The following is a 14,229-nucleotide window of genomic DNA, read 5'->3' as shown; positions in this document are numbered from 1 at the left end:
TGATGGCCGGGGGCGGCCGGCCAGGCGTGCGCCAGGCTCCCCGGGCGGCGCGATCCGCGCGATGCCGGCCCCGGCCTTGTCCCTGATGCGGGGTTTGCTCTATCCTGTCCGCGATTCCTGCGGAGCCGAGCGAGGAGGCCGCCATGACGCGCCCCGTGATGTCCGCCGACAGCCACATGGATCTCATCTACCTCCCGCCCGACACCTTCACCTCGCGAATGCCCGCGATCTGGGGCGAGCGGATTCCGCACGTGGTCGAGCGGGACGGGCGCAAGGTCTGGATGTCGGGCGAGGACGTCCTCGGCCCCTACGCCGTCTACGGCCCCGGGGTGACCGGGGGCCGGCGCGGGCGGATCCTGGCCGAAGCCGGCTTCGCCTCCGGACGGCAGACCCGGCCCTCCAATCCTGCGGAGCGGCGGGAGGATCAGGAGCTCGACGGTGTCGAGGCGGAGATCATCTACGGGATCATCGGCATCTCGCGCGGGCTCTTCAGCAACAAGGCGATCCACGATCACGAGCTCCTGACCGCGGTCTACCACGCCTACAACGACTACATCGCCGGGTTCAACCGCTCGATGCCCGGGCGTTTTTTCGGCCTCGGCTGTCTCCCCAATCACGATGCCCGGGCGGCCGTGGAGGAGCTCCGGCACTGTGCCGCGCTGGGCCTCCGCGGCGTGCTCTTCGTGCCATGGAGCGCGGCGATGCCCGTGTGGCACGAGATGTGGGAGCCGCTGTGGGCGGCGGCCGAGCAGGCGGACCTCGTCCTCTCGTTCCACGTCTTCGAGGGCGGCGGCGCGACCGTCGGGTACGAGGTCAAGGGGATCCGGCACCCGGCGGTGATCGGTTCCTGGACGGTGGTGGCGCCCCTGCAGATGGACGAGATCTGCGTGTCCGTCATCCTGGCGGGCGTGTGCGAGCGCCATCCCCGGCTCCGGCTCGTCCTGGGCGAGAGCGGGATCGGCTGGATCCCCTACATCCTCGAGCGCCTGGACGACACCTACGCGGAGCGTCTCGCCGACGACCTCGACCTCTCGCTCCTGCCGAGCGCCTACTTCAAGCGGCAGATCTTCGCGACGTTCCAGAAGGACCTCCACGGCGTGCGGGCGATGGCGGAGATCGCCCCCGACAACGTCATGTGGGGCTCCGATTACCCGCACCGTGACGGCACCTGGCCGTTCTCCGGCAAGGCCATCGAGGAGCAGTTCCGCGGGATCGACGAGGCGATCCAGCGGAAGATCCTGTGGGAGAACGTGCGGCGCGTGTACCGGCTGGACGCCTGACAGGAGGTTCCGATGCCCAGGCTCACGTTGCAGGTCAACGGGGCGACGCGTGTGGTCGAGACCGACGATCCCGACACGCCGCTCCTCTACGTCCTCCGGAACGATCTCGGCCTGACCGGCGCGAAGTTCGGCTGCGGCCTGGCCCAGTGCGGCGCCTGCACGGTGCTCGTCGCGGGCCGGGTAGCCCGGTCCTGCATCACGCCCGCCCGGACGGTGGTGGGCCAGGAGGTGACGACGATCGAGGGGCTCGGCTCGCCCGAGCGCCCCGATCCCGTGCAGGCCGCCTTCATCGCGGAGCAGGCCGCCCAGTGCGGCTATTGCACGACGGGCATGGTCGTGACGGCTCGGGCCCTCCTCGATCACACGCGCCGGCCGACGGAAGAGCAGATCCGAGAGGCGCTGGCCGGCAACCTGTGCCGCTGCGGGAGCCACCACCGCGTGATCCGGGCGGTCATGCGCGCGGCCGCCGCGATGGCGGGAGGGCGGTGACATGGCCCCCGATCGGCTCTCGCGACGGAGCTTCCTCAAGGCGGGCGGCGTGCTCGTGGTGGGACTCGGACTCGGCGGCGTCCCCCTGCGGCGCGCCGGCGCCCAGCTCCCCTGGCCGACCGACCGCTGGCTCGGCAAGTCGGTCGCCCCGGACGCCGTCGACGCCTTCCTGGCGATCCACGGGGACGGGGCGGTGACGCTGTTCACCGGGAAGGTCGACCTCGGGACGGGCGGGCGGGCGGCGTTCCGGCAGATGGTGGCCGAAGAGCTGGACATCGCCATCGAGCGCATCACCGAGATGATCGAGGGCGACACGGCGCTGACGCCCGACCAGGGCGGGACGGGCGGAAGCTACGGCGTCTCCCGCGGCGGCATGCAGCTCCGCCGGGTGGCGGCGACGGCGCGCGAGGCCCTGCTGGCCATGGCGGCGCCGCGGCTCGGGCGGCCGGTGGGCGAGCTCGAGACCGCGGACGGCGTGGTCCGGCCGAAGGCCGGCGGGCCCGGCATCTCGTACGGCGAGCTGGTCGGCGACCGGCGGCTCGGCGTCCCCGTGGATCCCAAGGTCACCCTGAAGGCCCCGAAGGACTTCCGCTACATCGGCCAGTCGGTCCCGCGCCCGGACGTGCCGGCCAAGGTCACCGGACGGAACCTCTACGTCCAGGACGTGCGGCTGCCCGGCATGCTGCACGGACGCGTGATCCGGCCGCCGGCGGTCGGCGCGACCCTCGTCTCGGTCGACGAGGCGTCGGTGGCGTCGATCCCCGGGGCGCGGGTCGTCCGGATCGGCAGCTTCCTCGGCGTCCTTGCCGAGCGCGAGTGGGACGCCGTACGCGCGGCCCGGGTCCTCCGGGCCCGGTGGTCGGCGGGCACCGGCCTGCCCGACCACGCCGCGCTCTTCGACGCGGTCCGCGCGACACGCGTCGCCCGCGACCAGACGGTCGCCAAGCGCGGCGACCTCTCGGCCCTGACGGCGGGCACCGCCGGGATGCGAACCCTGGCCGCGACGTACCGCTGGCCATTCCAGACCCACGGCTCCATCGGGCCCTCCTGCGGCGTCGCCGACGTCCGGGCCGACCGCGCCACCGTCTGGACACCCTCGCAGGCGACCCATCGGTTCCAGGCCGCGTTCGCGCGCATCCTGGGGCTGCCGCGTGAGCGCGTCCGGCTGATCTACGTCGACGGCGCCGGCTCCTACGGCCAGAACGGCGCCGAGGACGCGGCGTGCGATGCCGCGCTTCTGTCGAAAGCCGTGGGCCGCCCGGTCCGCGTTCAGTGGAGCCGCGAGGACGAGCACGGCTGGGACCCGAAGGGCCCGCCCCACCTCATCGACCTCCGGGCGGCGGTGGACCCGCGCGGCGAGGTGGCGGCATGGGAGACGCAGGCGTGGCTGCCGGCGGCGACCGCGGACCTGCCGAACATCCCGCTGCTCGCCCCGGAGGCGGCGGGCATCCCGCAGCCGGCCGGCCGCGCGTCCGGGCAGATCCAGCAGAATCTCGATCCGCCCTACCCGTTTCCCAACGTCCACGCCGTCGTGCACTGGGTCGTCGACGTGCCGCTCCGGACCTCGGCGATCCGGGCGCCCGGCAAGGTCGCGAACAGCTTCGCCGTGGAGTCGTTCACCGACGAGATCGCCGCCCTCGCCGGCGTCGATCCCGTCGCGTTCCGCCTGCGCCACCTCACCGACCCCCGGGGAATCGAGGTCCTCACGCGCGCGGCGGCGCGGATGGGCTGGCAGCCGCGGCCCGCCCCGCGGCCGGCCGACCCGGCGGCCGCCGTCCTCACCGGGCGCGGGATGGCCTACATCCACTACAAGCACGACGAGACCTACGTGGCCATGGGGATGGAGGTCGCGGTCGAGCGGGCATCCGGCCGGATCCGCGTGACCCGCGTCGTGTGCGCCCAGGACTGCGGGCTCATGATCAACCCGGACGGCGTGCAGGGTCAGGTCGAGGGGAACATCCTGCAGACCCTGAGCCGGACCCTCCACGAGGAGATCGTGTTCGACCGGGACCACGTGACGAGCGTGGACTGGGCGCGGTATCCCATCCTCCGGTTTCCGGAGGTGCCGGCGCTCGAGTTCGAGCTGATCCAGCGCCCGGGGGAGCCGCCGCTCGGGGTGGGCGAGCCGGCCTCGGCGCCGGTGCCGGCGGCGCTCGCCAATGCGGTGTTCGACGCGACCGGCGTGCGGCTCCGGACGGTGCCGTTCCGGCCCGACCGCGTCAAGGCGGCGCTGGAGCGGCGCCAGACCTAAACCGGAGGGGGCCTCGACGGCCCCCTCCGGAACCTCCCCCAGGAATGGGCTTGCGGCAGCGGAGCCGCCGCTCGGAGCGGAACTCACCAGCCGCAGCGTGACATTGTGTGGTGTTGCGTGAAACCAGACTCGCTGGGCGGGCCGGTGGGCGACGCGCTCGGTGTTCAGGGGGATCGGCGCCGAAGCGTTCCCTCGATGGTCAGCCGTCCCTCGCCGATGTCGAGCTGCTGGAGGACGTGCCGGGAGCCTGTCCGCACCACCATCCAGTCATCCCGGCTCGTCGGGGCCAGCCGCATGATCAACCACGGAACCATGACCACCGGGATGCCGGCGACCCGAAGGTCGTTCAGCCGGATGCCCAACCCGTCCGGGAGGGCCGCCAGGCTCCAGCCCGAGAAGGCGGAGTAGTCGACGACCGGCACGCCGAAGACGCGGACCCAGGTGCGCGTCTCGAGGAGGATCCGCCCCGTCGTCAGCCGGGACGAGACGTCCCGGCCGTCCACCAGGGTGCCCCCGAGCCGGGCCCGCGATCTCCCGAGCAGCGCATTCAGGTCGCTCGCGGACACCGTGAAGCGGACGCCGGTGGCGACGTCGGGTCCCGGTCCGGGGCCCGCGTCCGGCTGGGGCTGGGATCTCGCGCCATCGGGACCGAGACGGGGCAGCGTCGGAGTCACCCGGAACTCGCCGGCCACCCGGGCGAGGCTCCCGGCGAGGCTCCTGACCTCGTAGGCGGCCGCCAGGACGAGGAGGACGCCGGCGACCACGAGCAGGCCGAGCACCACGGCGACGAGGCGCTTCACGGTCGAGACGACTCCATCCCCTCGAGCGTACCACCAGCGCGCCGGGGGTGCCGCCGACCGACGTCCGGCCGACCGCCGAGGACGGCGGGTCCTTGACGGCGGTCTGGCCCTGAGCGACGGTACTGGGCAGGCGGGGGGCGATGCGGGGACCGCCGAGAGGAGACACCATGACGCGCGATTCGCAGGCGACGGCTCCCAAGACGTGGCGCGGCCGCTTCTTCGAAGACCTGGACGTCGGCGACGTCTACCGGAGCCGCGTCGGACGGACGATCACCGAGACCGACAACATCTGGTTCACGTGTCTGACCCTGAACACGAACCAGATCCACTTCAACGTGCCGTACGCCGCCCGGACGCGCTTCGGCCAGCCCCTGGTGAACAGCACCTTCACCCTGGCGCTGGTGACGGGACTCAGCGTTCCCGACACGAGCGAGAACGCGGCGGCCAACCTCGAGTGGAGCGCCATCAAGCTGCCGAAGCCCGTGTTCGTCGGGGACACGCTGTGGGCCGAAAGCGAGGTCATCGGCACGCGCGAGTCGCGCTCGAACCCCGACGTCGGCATCGTCACGATCCGCTGCCGAGGGGTCAACCAGCGACGCGAGGTCGTGATCGAGTTCAAGCGCACGTTCATGGTCCTCCGGCGCAGCGCGCCCGCGGCCGCGGACGGCTTCCCCGGCACCGACGAGCCCTGGACGGTCTGAGGCCCGCCATGCCGACCGCCGCCGAGCGCATCGCCGACTTCACCCGGACCCTGACGCTTGCCGCCATCCCCGCCGAGGTCCGCCTGGCGGCCAGGCTCCACCTGCTCGACACGCTCGGCTGCGGGCTCGCCGCCCACGCGCTCGGGATCGCGACCGAGGGGCGCGCCCTGCTCGACGAGATCGGCGCCCCGGGCGCGGCGACGGCGATCGGGCATCCCCGCCGGGTCCACCCGGCCGGGGCCGCCTTCGCCAATGCCATGCTCGGGCACGGGCTCGACTTCGACGACACCCACGGCGACTCGATCTGCCACGTGAGCGTCGTCGTCGGGCTCACCGCCCTCGCCGTGGCCGAGGCGCGGCGCGCGACCGGCGCGGCGCTCCTGGCCGCGGTCGTCGCCGGCAACGAGGTCGTGACCCGCCTCGGGATGGCGGCCTCCGGGACCTTTCACGCGCGGGGCTTCCATCCGACCGCGGTGTGCGGGATCTTCGGCGCCGCGGCGGCGGCCGCCCGCCTCCAGGGCCTCGACGGCCCGACCACCACGAGCGCCCTCGGGATCGCCGGCAGCATGGCCTCCGGCCTCCTGGCATTCCTCGAGGACGGCTCGGCGACGAAGCCGATCCACGCCGGCTGGGCCGCCCACGGCGCGGTGATCGCGACCCAGCTCGCCGCGCGGGGCGCGGCCGGGCCACGCTCGGTGCTGGAGGCCCGGTTCGGGCTCTTCCACGCCTTCGCCGGTCACGACGGCATCGATCTGGGGCCCGCGGTGGAGGACCTGGGGACCCGCTGGGAAACCCGCCGCATCGCCTACAAGGCGTACCCCGCGTGCCACATGATGCACGGGGCGCTCGCGGCGCTGGCAGAGGCGGCCGGCGATCGGACCCTGGCGCCCGAGGAGATCGCCGAGGTCGTCGTGCGCGTGCCGAAGTCGGTGGTGCCGATCATCCTGGAGCCCGCCGCCACCAAGGTCGCGCCGCGCACCACCTACGAGGCGAAGTTCTCCCTGCCCTACTCGGCGGCGGCGATGCTCCTGCGCGGCGCCGTGGAGCTCGCCACCTACTCCCCGGCCGCGCTCGGCGACCCGGATCTCGGCGCGGTCGCGCGGCGGGTTCGCTACGAGACGCACGAGTATCCGACGGCCGCTCGGGCCTTTCCGGGCGGGGCCCGCCTCCACCTCCGCGACGGCGGCGTGCTGGAGGCCGAGTGCCCCTACCAGAAGGGCGCGCCCGAGAACCCGCTCACGCCGGAGGAAGTGCGCCGGAAGTTCCGCGGCAACGCGGCGCTGGCCTTGAGCGCCCCCGCGATCGAGGCGCTGGAGACGGGCGTGCTCGGCCTGGAGGAGGCGGCCGACCTGTCGGCCGTGTGTGCGCCGCTCGGCGCCCTCTGGCCGGGGGTCTCCCCGGACAGCCGGAGCAGCTGAATGACCATCGCTTGGTGCGAGCAGCCTCCGAGCGGCGGCTTTGCCGCCGCGACCTCCTGGGGGAGGCTTCGGAGGGGACCGTCGAGGCCCCCTCCGATGATCTGAGATGCGCCCGCTGGAGGACGTCCGTATCGTCGCCGTCGAGCAGTACGGGGCCGGCCCCTTCGGGACGCTCCACCTCGCCGAGCTGGGCGCGGACGTCATCAAGATCGAGGACCCGGCCGCCAGCGGCGACGTCAGCCGCTACGTGCCGCCCTATCAGGCGGGGGAGGACAGCCTCTTCTTCGAGACCTTCAACCGGAACAAGCGAAGCCTCAGCCTCGACATCACCAGCGCGTCCGGCCGCGTCGTGTTCGAGGACCTCGTGCGGGTCTCCGACGTCGTCTACTCGAACCTCCGCGGGGACGTCCCGGCCCGGCTCCGGCTCTGCTATGCGGACCTCCGGACCCTGAACCCGCGGGTCGTCTGCTGCTCGCTGTCCGGCTTCGGGATGACGGGACCCCGCGCCCAGGACCCGGCCTACGACTACATCCTGCAGGGGGTGGCCGGCTGGATGAGCGTGACGGGTGAGCCCGACGGGCCGCCCGCCAAGTCGGGCCTGTCCCTGGTGGATTATTCGGGCGGCCTGGTCGCGGCGCTCGCCGTGCTGGCCGGCGTCCACGCCGCCCGGCGTGACGGCACCGGCATGGACTGCGACGTGTCCCTCTTCGACACGGCCGTGAGCCTCCTCGCCTACCTCGGGACCTGGCACCTCACGGGCGGCTTCGTGCCCGAGCGGATGCCACTGTCGGCCCATCCCTCGCTGGTGCCCTTCCAGAACTTCCGGACCGCCGACGGCTGGATCGTGGTGAGCTGCGCGAAGGAGAAGTTCTGGCGGCGGCTTTGCGAGGTGATCGGCCAGCCCGGGCTCGCCGACGATCCGCGCTTCCGCGACTTCGCCGCCCGCCGGGAGCACGCCGAGGCCCTTCGCGAGCTCCTGGCGAAGGCGTTCGCCCGCCAGACCTCGGCCCACTGGCTGGCGAGCCTCGCCCGGGCCGGCGTCCCCGGCGGACCCGTCCACTCGGTTCCCCAAGCGCTCCGGGATCCCCAGACGATCGCGCGCGGGTTGATCGTCGAGACCGACCATCCGCGCTTCGGCCGCGTGCGCCAGCTGGCGAGCCCGGTGCGGGTCGGGGCCGAGACGCCACCGCAGCGTCGGGCGCCGGCCCGGCACGAGGACGCGGAGGCGATCCTGACCGGCCTCCTCGGGTACGACCGCGCGCGGATCGCCGAGTTGGCCGCGCGCGGCGCCTTCGGCCCCCCGTCGTCCCCGGCAGCCAGGAGCTAGAGTCATGGACTTCGAGCTCTCCCAAGAGCAGCACGCCTTCCAGAAGGTCCTGCGCGATTTCGTGCGGACCCACATCCGGCCGGTCGCGCGGGAGTGGGAGCAGACGGGCCGCTACCCGACCGAGATCGTCGAGGGCATGAAGACGCTCGGGCTCTTCGGGATGACGGTGCCGGACGAGTACGGCGGGTTGGCCGTGGACATGGTCTCGTATGCCATCGCCTTCGAGGAGATCTCGCGGGGCTGGATGGGGATCGCCGGCATCCTGGGCAGCCACTCGCTCTCGTGCTGGATGCTGGCCCGCTTCGGGACCGAGCCGCAGAAGCGGCGGTGGCTACCCGAGCTCGCCACCGGCCAGCGCCGAACGGGCATCGCGCTGACCGAGCCGGGGGCGGGCACCGATCTCCAGGCCATCACCACGCGGGCCGCCCGGGACGGCGACCACTACGTGCTCCGCGGGACCAAGATGTGGATCACCAACGCCCGCCACGCGGACCCCCTCCCCGTCCTCTGCGTCATCGACCCCGCGGTGGAGCCGCGGCACCGCGGCCTCGGCGTCCTCCTGGTCGAGGCCGGCACCCCCGGCTTCACCGTCGGCCGCGACCTCGGGAAGCTCGGCTACAAGGGGACCGAGTCCTGCGAGGTCCACTTCGACGGGGCCCGCATCCCCGTCGGGCACCTCCTGGGGGGCGTCGAGGGACAGGGGTTCAAGCAGGTGGTGGCGGCCCTCGAGGTCGGCCGGATCAACATCGCCGGGCGCAGCGTCGGCATCGCCCAGGCCGCGCTCGACGCCGCCCTGCGCTACTCCCGCGAGCGCCACGCCTTCGGCCAGCCGATCGGCGACTTCCAGGCGGTCCAGCTCAAGCTGGCCGACCTCGCCACCCAGATCCAGGCGGCGCGACTCCTGACGTGGTGGGCGGCCGCGCGGAAGGACGCCGGCCACCGGACCGACACCGAGACGGCCATGGCCAAGCTCTTCGCCTCCGAGGTCGCCATCAAGGCCGCCCTCGACTCGATGCGGATCCACGGCGGCTACGGTTACTCGACCGAGTTCGAGATCGAGCGGCTCTACCGGGATGCGCCGCTCATGGCGATCGGCGAGGGCACCAACGACATCCTGCGCGTCCTCATCGCGCGGGCCCTGGCCCGCGACATCCCGCCGGCCTGAGTCGGCCTACTCGACGGCGCGCCCTTGACAGCCTGAACGCGCGATACAAGAAGAGCTGAGCGGACGCTTCAAGGGTTCTCCTGGCGGACCAGATGCCAGTCCTGGTTCCAGACGCTGATCACCCGGACCTCCCGCTCGTAGCCCAGGACGCTGATCGACGCCGTGCCCAGGGCGAAGAGCCGACCGCCGGCAGGCGGCAACCCGATCCAGCAGGCGGCGAGGATGCGCAGGATGTGGGCGTGGGCGAACAGCGCCACGTCCCCGCCGGCCGCCGCCGCCCGGTCGATGACCCGCCGCGCGCGCGCGCCCACCTGCTCGACCGACTCCCCCTCCGGCACGGGGCTGGTCCAGATCGACCAGCCGGGGCGCTCCTGACGGATGTCGCGCGTGGTGCGCCCCTCGAAGACGCCGTAGTTCCACTCGAGGAGATCGTCGGTGACCTGAGCGACGACGCCGTATCCGGCGAGCCGGCAGGTTTCGCGGGCGCGGCCCAGCGGGCTCGTGAGCACGAGCGCGAACGGACGGCCGGCCAGATACCGGCCCAGCGCCGCCGCCTGGACCTCGCCGGTCGGGGTGAGGGGAATGTCGGTGCGCCCGGTGTGCTGGCCGCTGGCGCTCCACTCCGTCTCGCCGTGGCGAATCAGCCAGATCTGGTGACGTGGAGCGTCCCCCGGTCTCGTCATCGGACCTCCCGCTCAGGCCCCTGGACCTGGCGCAGTCGCGGGTCCAGCACGTCCCGCAGCGTATCGCCCAGCAGGTTCAGCCCCAGCACCGTCAGCGCGATCGCGAGCCCCGGATTGACCGCCACCCACGGGGCGAGCTCCATGTAGCGGCGACCGGCGCTCAGCATGGTACCCCACGAGGGGTCCGGCGGCTGCGGGCCCAGCCCGAGGAACGACAGCGTCGCCTCGCTCGGGATCGCCGTCGAGAACGACAGCGTCGGCTGCAGGATCACCGGCGCGGCGATGTTCGGCAGGACGTAGCGACTAGGCCCACAACCGCGGCCGCCTGAACGGCGCGACCGATGGAGGACGCGATGGAGCGACGACGACTGGGGCGAACGGGGCACCTGAGCACGGTGGTGACCTTCGGCACCGCCGGAATCGGCCGGGTCGATCAGACGGTGGCCGACGGCGCGATTCGGGCGGTCTTGGACGCGGGCGTCAACCACGTCGACGTGGCACCGAGCTATGGCGAGGCCGAGCTCCGGCTGCGGCCCTGGATGCCCGAGCTCCGCCCGCGGGTCTTCCTCGGCTGCAAGACACGCGAGCGCGGTGGAGAGGCGGCCTGGGCCGAGCTCGGGCGCTCACTCGAGCGGCTGGGGACGGATCGGCTCGATCTCTATCAGCTCCACGCCGTGAGCAAGCCGGCCGATCTCGACCAGTGCACGGCGCCCGGCGGCGCCCTCGGCGCTCTCCGCCGAGCGCGGGACGAGGGGCTCGCGCGCTGGCTGGGGATCACCGGGCACACCCACGACGCGCCGCGGACGCACCTCGAGGCACTGCGCCGCTTCGACTTCGACACCGTGATGTTCCCGCTGAACTTCGTGCTGTGGGCCGACCCGCAGTATCGTCGCGATGCCGAGGCGTTGCTCGACGAATGCCGCCGTCGTGACGTGGGGGTACACGTGATCAAGGCGGTCGCCAAGGACCCCTGGGGGGATCGCCCGAAGACACATGCCACCTGGTATGAGCCCTTCACCGATCAGGCCACCATCGATCAGGCGGTGGCCTTCGTCCTGGGCCGGCCGGTGACCACGCTCTGCAGCGTGGGAGATGTCACGGTGCTGCCGAAGGTGTTGGCGGCAGCCGAGCGCTGGAGCCGGCTGGACGAGGCGGCGGAGCGACAGCTCCTGCACACGGCGGAGCGGTTTCACTCTCCCTTCGTGGGCCAGTGGGCGTGAGCGCCGGGACTCGGACGGGGTGACCCTGGCCGCGCGTTTGCACGTCATCCTGGGTCGGACCGCGGCCGCCGGCTGCTGGCGGCCATCCAACACAGGAGGATCAGTATGAAAGGCGTAGCACTGGGAGTCGTTCTCGCGTTTCCGCTGGTGCTCGGGCCGAGCGGTCTCGTCGGTGCCCAACCGAAGGAGACGAAGCCCGTCGCCAAGGCGGCCGCAGCTCGCGATGTGCCGTATCGCCGGATCGAGGACGTCGACAAGATCAGCGCCTGGCGCGGCAGCAAGCTGATCGGGAGCAAGGTCAAGGATGCCGCCGGTAAGGACATCGGCAAGATCGAGGATCTGATCTTCGATCGGGGCGGCCAGGCCAGCTACGCAGTGCTGTCGTTCGGCGGCCTGCTCGGGGTCGGCGAGCGCCTCTACGCGGTGCCCTGGTCAGCCATGCGGCTGGAGCGAGACGACCACAACAACGTCACCGTGATGCTCGACAACGTCAAGAAGGAAGCCCTGGAGGCGGCGCCACGCTACGAGGAGCGGCGGGTGAGTGAGCCGCGCACCGTGACCCGGGGCGCCCGGTCGGACACCATGATCACCGCCGAGGTCAAGAGCAAGCTGGCTCGCGAGAAGCTCAGCACGCTCACCAAGATCGACGTCGACACCGACAACGGCGTCGTCCACCTCCGCGGCAACGTGGATACCGAAACCCTGAAGCAGCGCGCCACGGATCTGGCCCGCGAGGTGAAGGGCGTCCGCGAGGTGAGGAACGACCTGCGCGTCGGCGGCTGAGCTCCGCCGACCGCCGGTCTCTCGCGCCATCCCCGGGCGTTTCCGCCCGGGGATGGTCGTTTTGGGAGGAGGGCCGGGAGGGGGCCGCCGAGGCCCCCTCCGATCGACTAGCAGCCCGGGGTCGCCGTGGTACCGGCCCCGACGCTTCCGGACGCGCCGCTGCTCACCGGGGGCGAGGGCGGCGGGGCAACGGTGGTCCCACCAAGCGGGGTGCCCGCCCCGACGCTCCCGGACGCGCCGCCGCTCACCGAGGGTGAGGGGGCCACCGAGGGCGAGGGGGCCGGGGCGATGGTGGTCCCGCCAAGCGACGTGCCCGCCCCGACGCCCCCGGGCGTGCTGCCACTCACCGGGGGCAAGGGGGCGACGGACGGGGACGGAGTGCCCGGAGTCTGAGGAGCTGTGGTCGTCGGGCCGGGGGCGGCGGTCTGGGCCATGCCGCCCGGAGACACGGTGCTGCCCGGCGGGCAATTCGGGCCCGGGCCCGGCTGAAGACCGGTCCCGAGCTGACCACCGGGGCCCGCGCCGGGCTGGGTCCCGGTCCCCAGCTGACCTCCCGGGCCGGCGCCGGGCTGAATGCCCGAGCCGCCGCCGGTGCCCGAGGTCTGAGCCAGCACGGCCGGCACCAACCCGAGCGCCACGGTCAACGCGAGTGCGCACACGAACGCTTTGGCCATAGCCGGAATTTCCTCCTGCTCGCGGTCGCGAGCCTCATGGGCTGACGTGGGCCCCACCACGGGGCCATCCCTCGTCGTGCAAACCGAGTCACGATAGGACGGGGGTGTGAGGATCGTGAGAGACAGCATCGGGCGTGCGGGATCGGATTCAGGCGACCTTGCGAAGCCGCGCCATCACAGCCCGCCTGGCCCGCGCCAGCATCCCGTTCAGCAGGGCCTGCTTCCGCTCACGCATCCGTTCCCCGAGATCCTCGAGCTCCGCCTCCGACATGTGCTCGTGGACCTTGGGGAACATCTCCGCTTCTTCCTCGGAGGCATGATGGAGAACCGTGTCCCTGAGCTCGCGAACCTTGGCGGTCAGCGCCTCCTCGCCGGCTCGGAACCCCTGCATCTCCGCCACGAGGCTCTTGACCTGCTCGTGCTCTTCCCTGGACTCGTCGACGAGCGGGCGGAGCTCGTCGAACCGCTCGGCCGCCGGATAGAACAGCTCCTCCTCGATCTGGGCGTGGATCTCCAGCTCGGTGGCGATCTTCTCGGCCAGCCGCTCTCGGGTCTTCACCGCGCGCGCCGTCGTCCGCCCGAACTGGGTGAGCAGCTTCTTGACGGCGGCGTGGTCCTGCTTGAGAAGGGCGGTCGCCTTCATGGGATTAGTCCTCCCTCGGCTGTCTCGCCTGAGCACACGACCTGACCTCGCCACGGGGCGGTAGGGACTCTTGTTCGAAACGCTCCTCCGCTGTGGTGCAAACCCGTTACCAGACCGGCGAGAAATCGAAGGGAATCCCTGCGCACGACACTCGCGCACCGGGCAGGCTCATGCCCGGGGAGCCAGCCACCCTGTCCGCGCCCGCCACGGCTTGGTACGTGGCTTGCTACGATCTCGAGGTGTGGATAGCGACGCCTCTCCCAGCCGCGTTCCGCCTGTCCGGCTGGTCGCGGTGAGATCTCCGCGTCAGCGCGGTCCGGGCCGGAAGACACGCGTTCCGGACACTGACCGGGCACGCGAGCGGGATGCGCCGGGGCCTCCTTCGCCGGATTCCTCGGAGATCCTGGATTGGCGCATCGTGGGGCGAGGCATCGGAGCCGCGATGAAGGCGGCGTCCCCCACTTCCCCCCGAGCGCCACGGCTCGGCGAATATCTCAGGATGAGGCGCGCCACCACGACCGTCGGACGGATCGACAAGATCGCCTGAAGACCCCCTCGCACTGCCGCCGCCGGACGCCGACGATCATCGGCTGGTTGGCCGGCCCCCCTTGCGCGGGCTGCGCCGAGATGGCTAAGGTAGAGTCAGGCCCCGTGGAGCCCAGCCCGCGTGCGACCAAGAGAACCCGCTGAGCGGACCATGACCACCCTCGTCGCCCTCCACGATGTAAACACGCGTGGTGAATGCATCCACCCCCTGCGTCGTCTACCAGACAGACAGACGGGGATGCGCTCGCG

12 protein-coding genes and 1 pseudogene are annotated in these 14,229 nt (G+C 72.3%); 9 read left to right on the top strand and 4 right to left on the bottom strand.

Going from position 1 to position 14,229, the window contains the following annotated elements:
• Positions 1-143: 143 nt before the first annotated feature.
• Genes VGW35_13705 through VGW35_13695 form a run of 3 tightly spaced genes read left to right on the top strand, consistent with a single transcriptional unit; the run spans position 144 to position 4,020 of the window.
• The gene (locus VGW35_13705; protein ID HEV8308711.1) at positions 144-1,280 is read left to right on the top strand and encodes an amidohydrolase family protein; all 1,137 of its coding nucleotides are present in this window, start codon (positions 144-146) and stop codon (positions 1,278-1,280) included.
• A gap of 12 nt (positions 1,281-1,292) precedes the next feature.
• Complete coding sequence (locus tag VGW35_13700; GenBank protein ID HEV8308710.1) at positions 1,293-1,769, top strand: (2Fe-2S)-binding protein; 477 nt, start codon at positions 1,293-1,295, stop codon at positions 1,767-1,769.
• Position 1,770: 1 nt separating this feature from the next.
• Entirely contained in the window at positions 1,771-4,020 is a 2,250-nt protein-coding gene (locus VGW35_13695; GenBank protein ID HEV8308709.1) for a molybdopterin cofactor-binding domain-containing protein, read from the top strand.
• 164 nt (positions 4,021-4,184) lie between these two features.
• Here VGW35_13695 and VGW35_13690 read toward each other — a convergent pair whose 3' ends face one another.
• A complete protein-coding gene (locus VGW35_13690; protein HEV8308708.1) occupies positions 4,185-4,820 on the bottom strand; it encodes a hypothetical protein in 636 nt (211 codons plus the stop codon).
• A 167-nt stretch (positions 4,821-4,987) separates the two neighbouring features.
• On the opposite strand from VGW35_13690, the gene VGW35_13685 reads away from it, so the two are divergent.
• The 4 genes from VGW35_13685 to VGW35_13670 all read left to right on the top strand — a co-directional run bounded on the left by VGW35_13685 (position 4,988) and on the right by VGW35_13670 (position 9,431).
• The gene (locus VGW35_13685; protein HEV8308707.1) at positions 4,988-5,521 is read left to right on the top strand and encodes a MaoC family dehydratase; all 534 of its coding nucleotides are present in this window, start codon (positions 4,988-4,990) and stop codon (positions 5,519-5,521) included.
• 8 nt (positions 5,522-5,529) lie between these two features.
• The gene (locus VGW35_13680) at positions 5,530-6,939 is read left to right on the top strand and encodes an MmgE/PrpD family protein (GenBank protein ID HEV8308706.1); all 1,410 of its coding nucleotides are present in this window, start codon (positions 5,530-5,532) and stop codon (positions 6,937-6,939) included.
• A gap of 106 nt (positions 6,940-7,045) precedes the next feature.
• Positions 7,046-8,266: a CoA transferase gene (locus tag VGW35_13675; protein ID HEV8308705.1), complete on the top strand. Its 1,221-nt coding sequence runs from the start codon at positions 7,046-7,048 to the stop codon at positions 8,264-8,266.
• Positions 8,267-8,270: 4 nt separating this feature from the next.
• On the top strand, positions 8,271-9,431 hold the full coding sequence (locus VGW35_13670) for an acyl-CoA dehydrogenase family protein (protein HEV8308704.1): 1,161 nt from the start codon (positions 8,271-8,273) through the stop codon (positions 9,429-9,431).
• A gap of 68 nt (positions 9,432-9,499) precedes the next feature.
• On the opposite strand, the gene VGW35_13665 is transcribed toward VGW35_13670, so the two are convergent.
• Both VGW35_13665 and VGW35_13660 read right to left on the bottom strand, forming a co-directional pair.
• Positions 9,500-10,114, bottom strand: coding sequence for a histidine phosphatase family protein (locus VGW35_13665; GenBank protein HEV8308703.1), 615 nt, complete (start codon positions 10,112-10,114; stop codon positions 9,500-9,502).
• Positions 10,111-10,416, bottom strand: a pseudogene (locus VGW35_13660) (ABC transporter permease subunit). The gene VGW35_13665 and the pseudogene VGW35_13660 overlap by 4 nt, the downstream one beginning before the upstream one ends.
• 51 nt (positions 10,417-10,467) lie before the next feature.
• On the opposite strand from VGW35_13660, the gene VGW35_13655 reads away from it, so the two are divergent.
• A complete protein-coding gene (locus VGW35_13655) occupies positions 10,468-11,334 on the top strand; it encodes an aldo/keto reductase (protein HEV8308702.1) in 867 nt (288 codons plus the stop codon).
• Positions 11,335-11,439: 105 nt separating this feature from the next.
• A complete protein-coding gene (locus VGW35_13650) occupies positions 11,440-12,117 on the top strand; it encodes a BON domain-containing protein (GenBank protein ID HEV8308701.1) in 678 nt (225 codons plus the stop codon).
• An 822-nt stretch (positions 12,118-12,939) separates the two neighbouring features.
• Here VGW35_13650 and VGW35_13645 read toward each other — a convergent pair.
• A complete protein-coding gene (locus tag VGW35_13645; GenBank protein ID HEV8308700.1) occupies positions 12,940-13,434 on the bottom strand; it encodes a hemerythrin domain-containing protein in 495 nt (164 codons plus the stop codon).
• Positions 13,435-14,229 lie beyond the last annotated feature (795 nt).

It is taken from the genome of Candidatus Methylomirabilota bacterium (assembly GCA_036005065.1).
Taxonomy (GTDB): Bacteria; Methylomirabilota; Methylomirabilia; order Rokubacteriales; family DASRDR01; genus DASYQW01.
Note: the sequence above shows the minus strand (reverse complement) of the source record. Positions and strands in the feature narration are given on the sequence as shown.

Excerpts from the sequence above, each read along its gene's own strand:
- VGW35_13705 (HEV8308711.1), top strand. The coding sequence starts at position 144 with ATGACGCGCCCCGTGATGTCCGCCGACAGCCACATGGATCTCATCTAC.
- VGW35_13700 (HEV8308710.1), top strand. The coding sequence starts at position 1,293 with ATGCCCAGGCTCACGTTGCAGGTCAACGGGGCGACGCGTGTGGTCGAG.
- VGW35_13695 (HEV8308709.1), top strand. The coding sequence starts at position 1,771 with ATGGCCCCCGATCGGCTCTCGCGACGGAGCTTCCTCAAGGCGGGCGGC.
- VGW35_13685 (HEV8308707.1), top strand. The coding sequence starts at position 4,988 with ATGACGCGCGATTCGCAGGCGACGGCTCCCAAGACGTGGCGCGGCCGC.
- VGW35_13680 (HEV8308706.1), top strand. The coding sequence starts at position 5,530 with ATGCCGACCGCCGCCGAGCGCATCGCCGACTTCACCCGGACCCTGACG.
- VGW35_13675 (HEV8308705.1), top strand. The coding sequence starts at position 7,046 with ATGCGCCCGCTGGAGGACGTCCGTATCGTCGCCGTCGAGCAGTACGGG.
- VGW35_13670 (HEV8308704.1), top strand. The coding sequence starts at position 8,271 with ATGGACTTCGAGCTCTCCCAAGAGCAGCACGCCTTCCAGAAGGTCCTG.
- VGW35_13665 (HEV8308703.1), bottom strand. The coding sequence starts at position 10,114 with ATGACGAGACCGGGGGACGCTCCACGTCACCAGATCTGGCTGATTCGC.
- VGW35_13655 (HEV8308702.1), top strand. The coding sequence starts at position 10,468 with ATGGAGCGACGACGACTGGGGCGAACGGGGCACCTGAGCACGGTGGTG.
- VGW35_13650 (HEV8308701.1), top strand. The coding sequence starts at position 11,440 with ATGAAAGGCGTAGCACTGGGAGTCGTTCTCGCGTTTCCGCTGGTGCTC.
- VGW35_13645 (HEV8308700.1), bottom strand. The coding sequence starts at position 13,434 with ATGAAGGCGACCGCCCTTCTCAAGCAGGACCACGCCGCCGTCAAGAAG.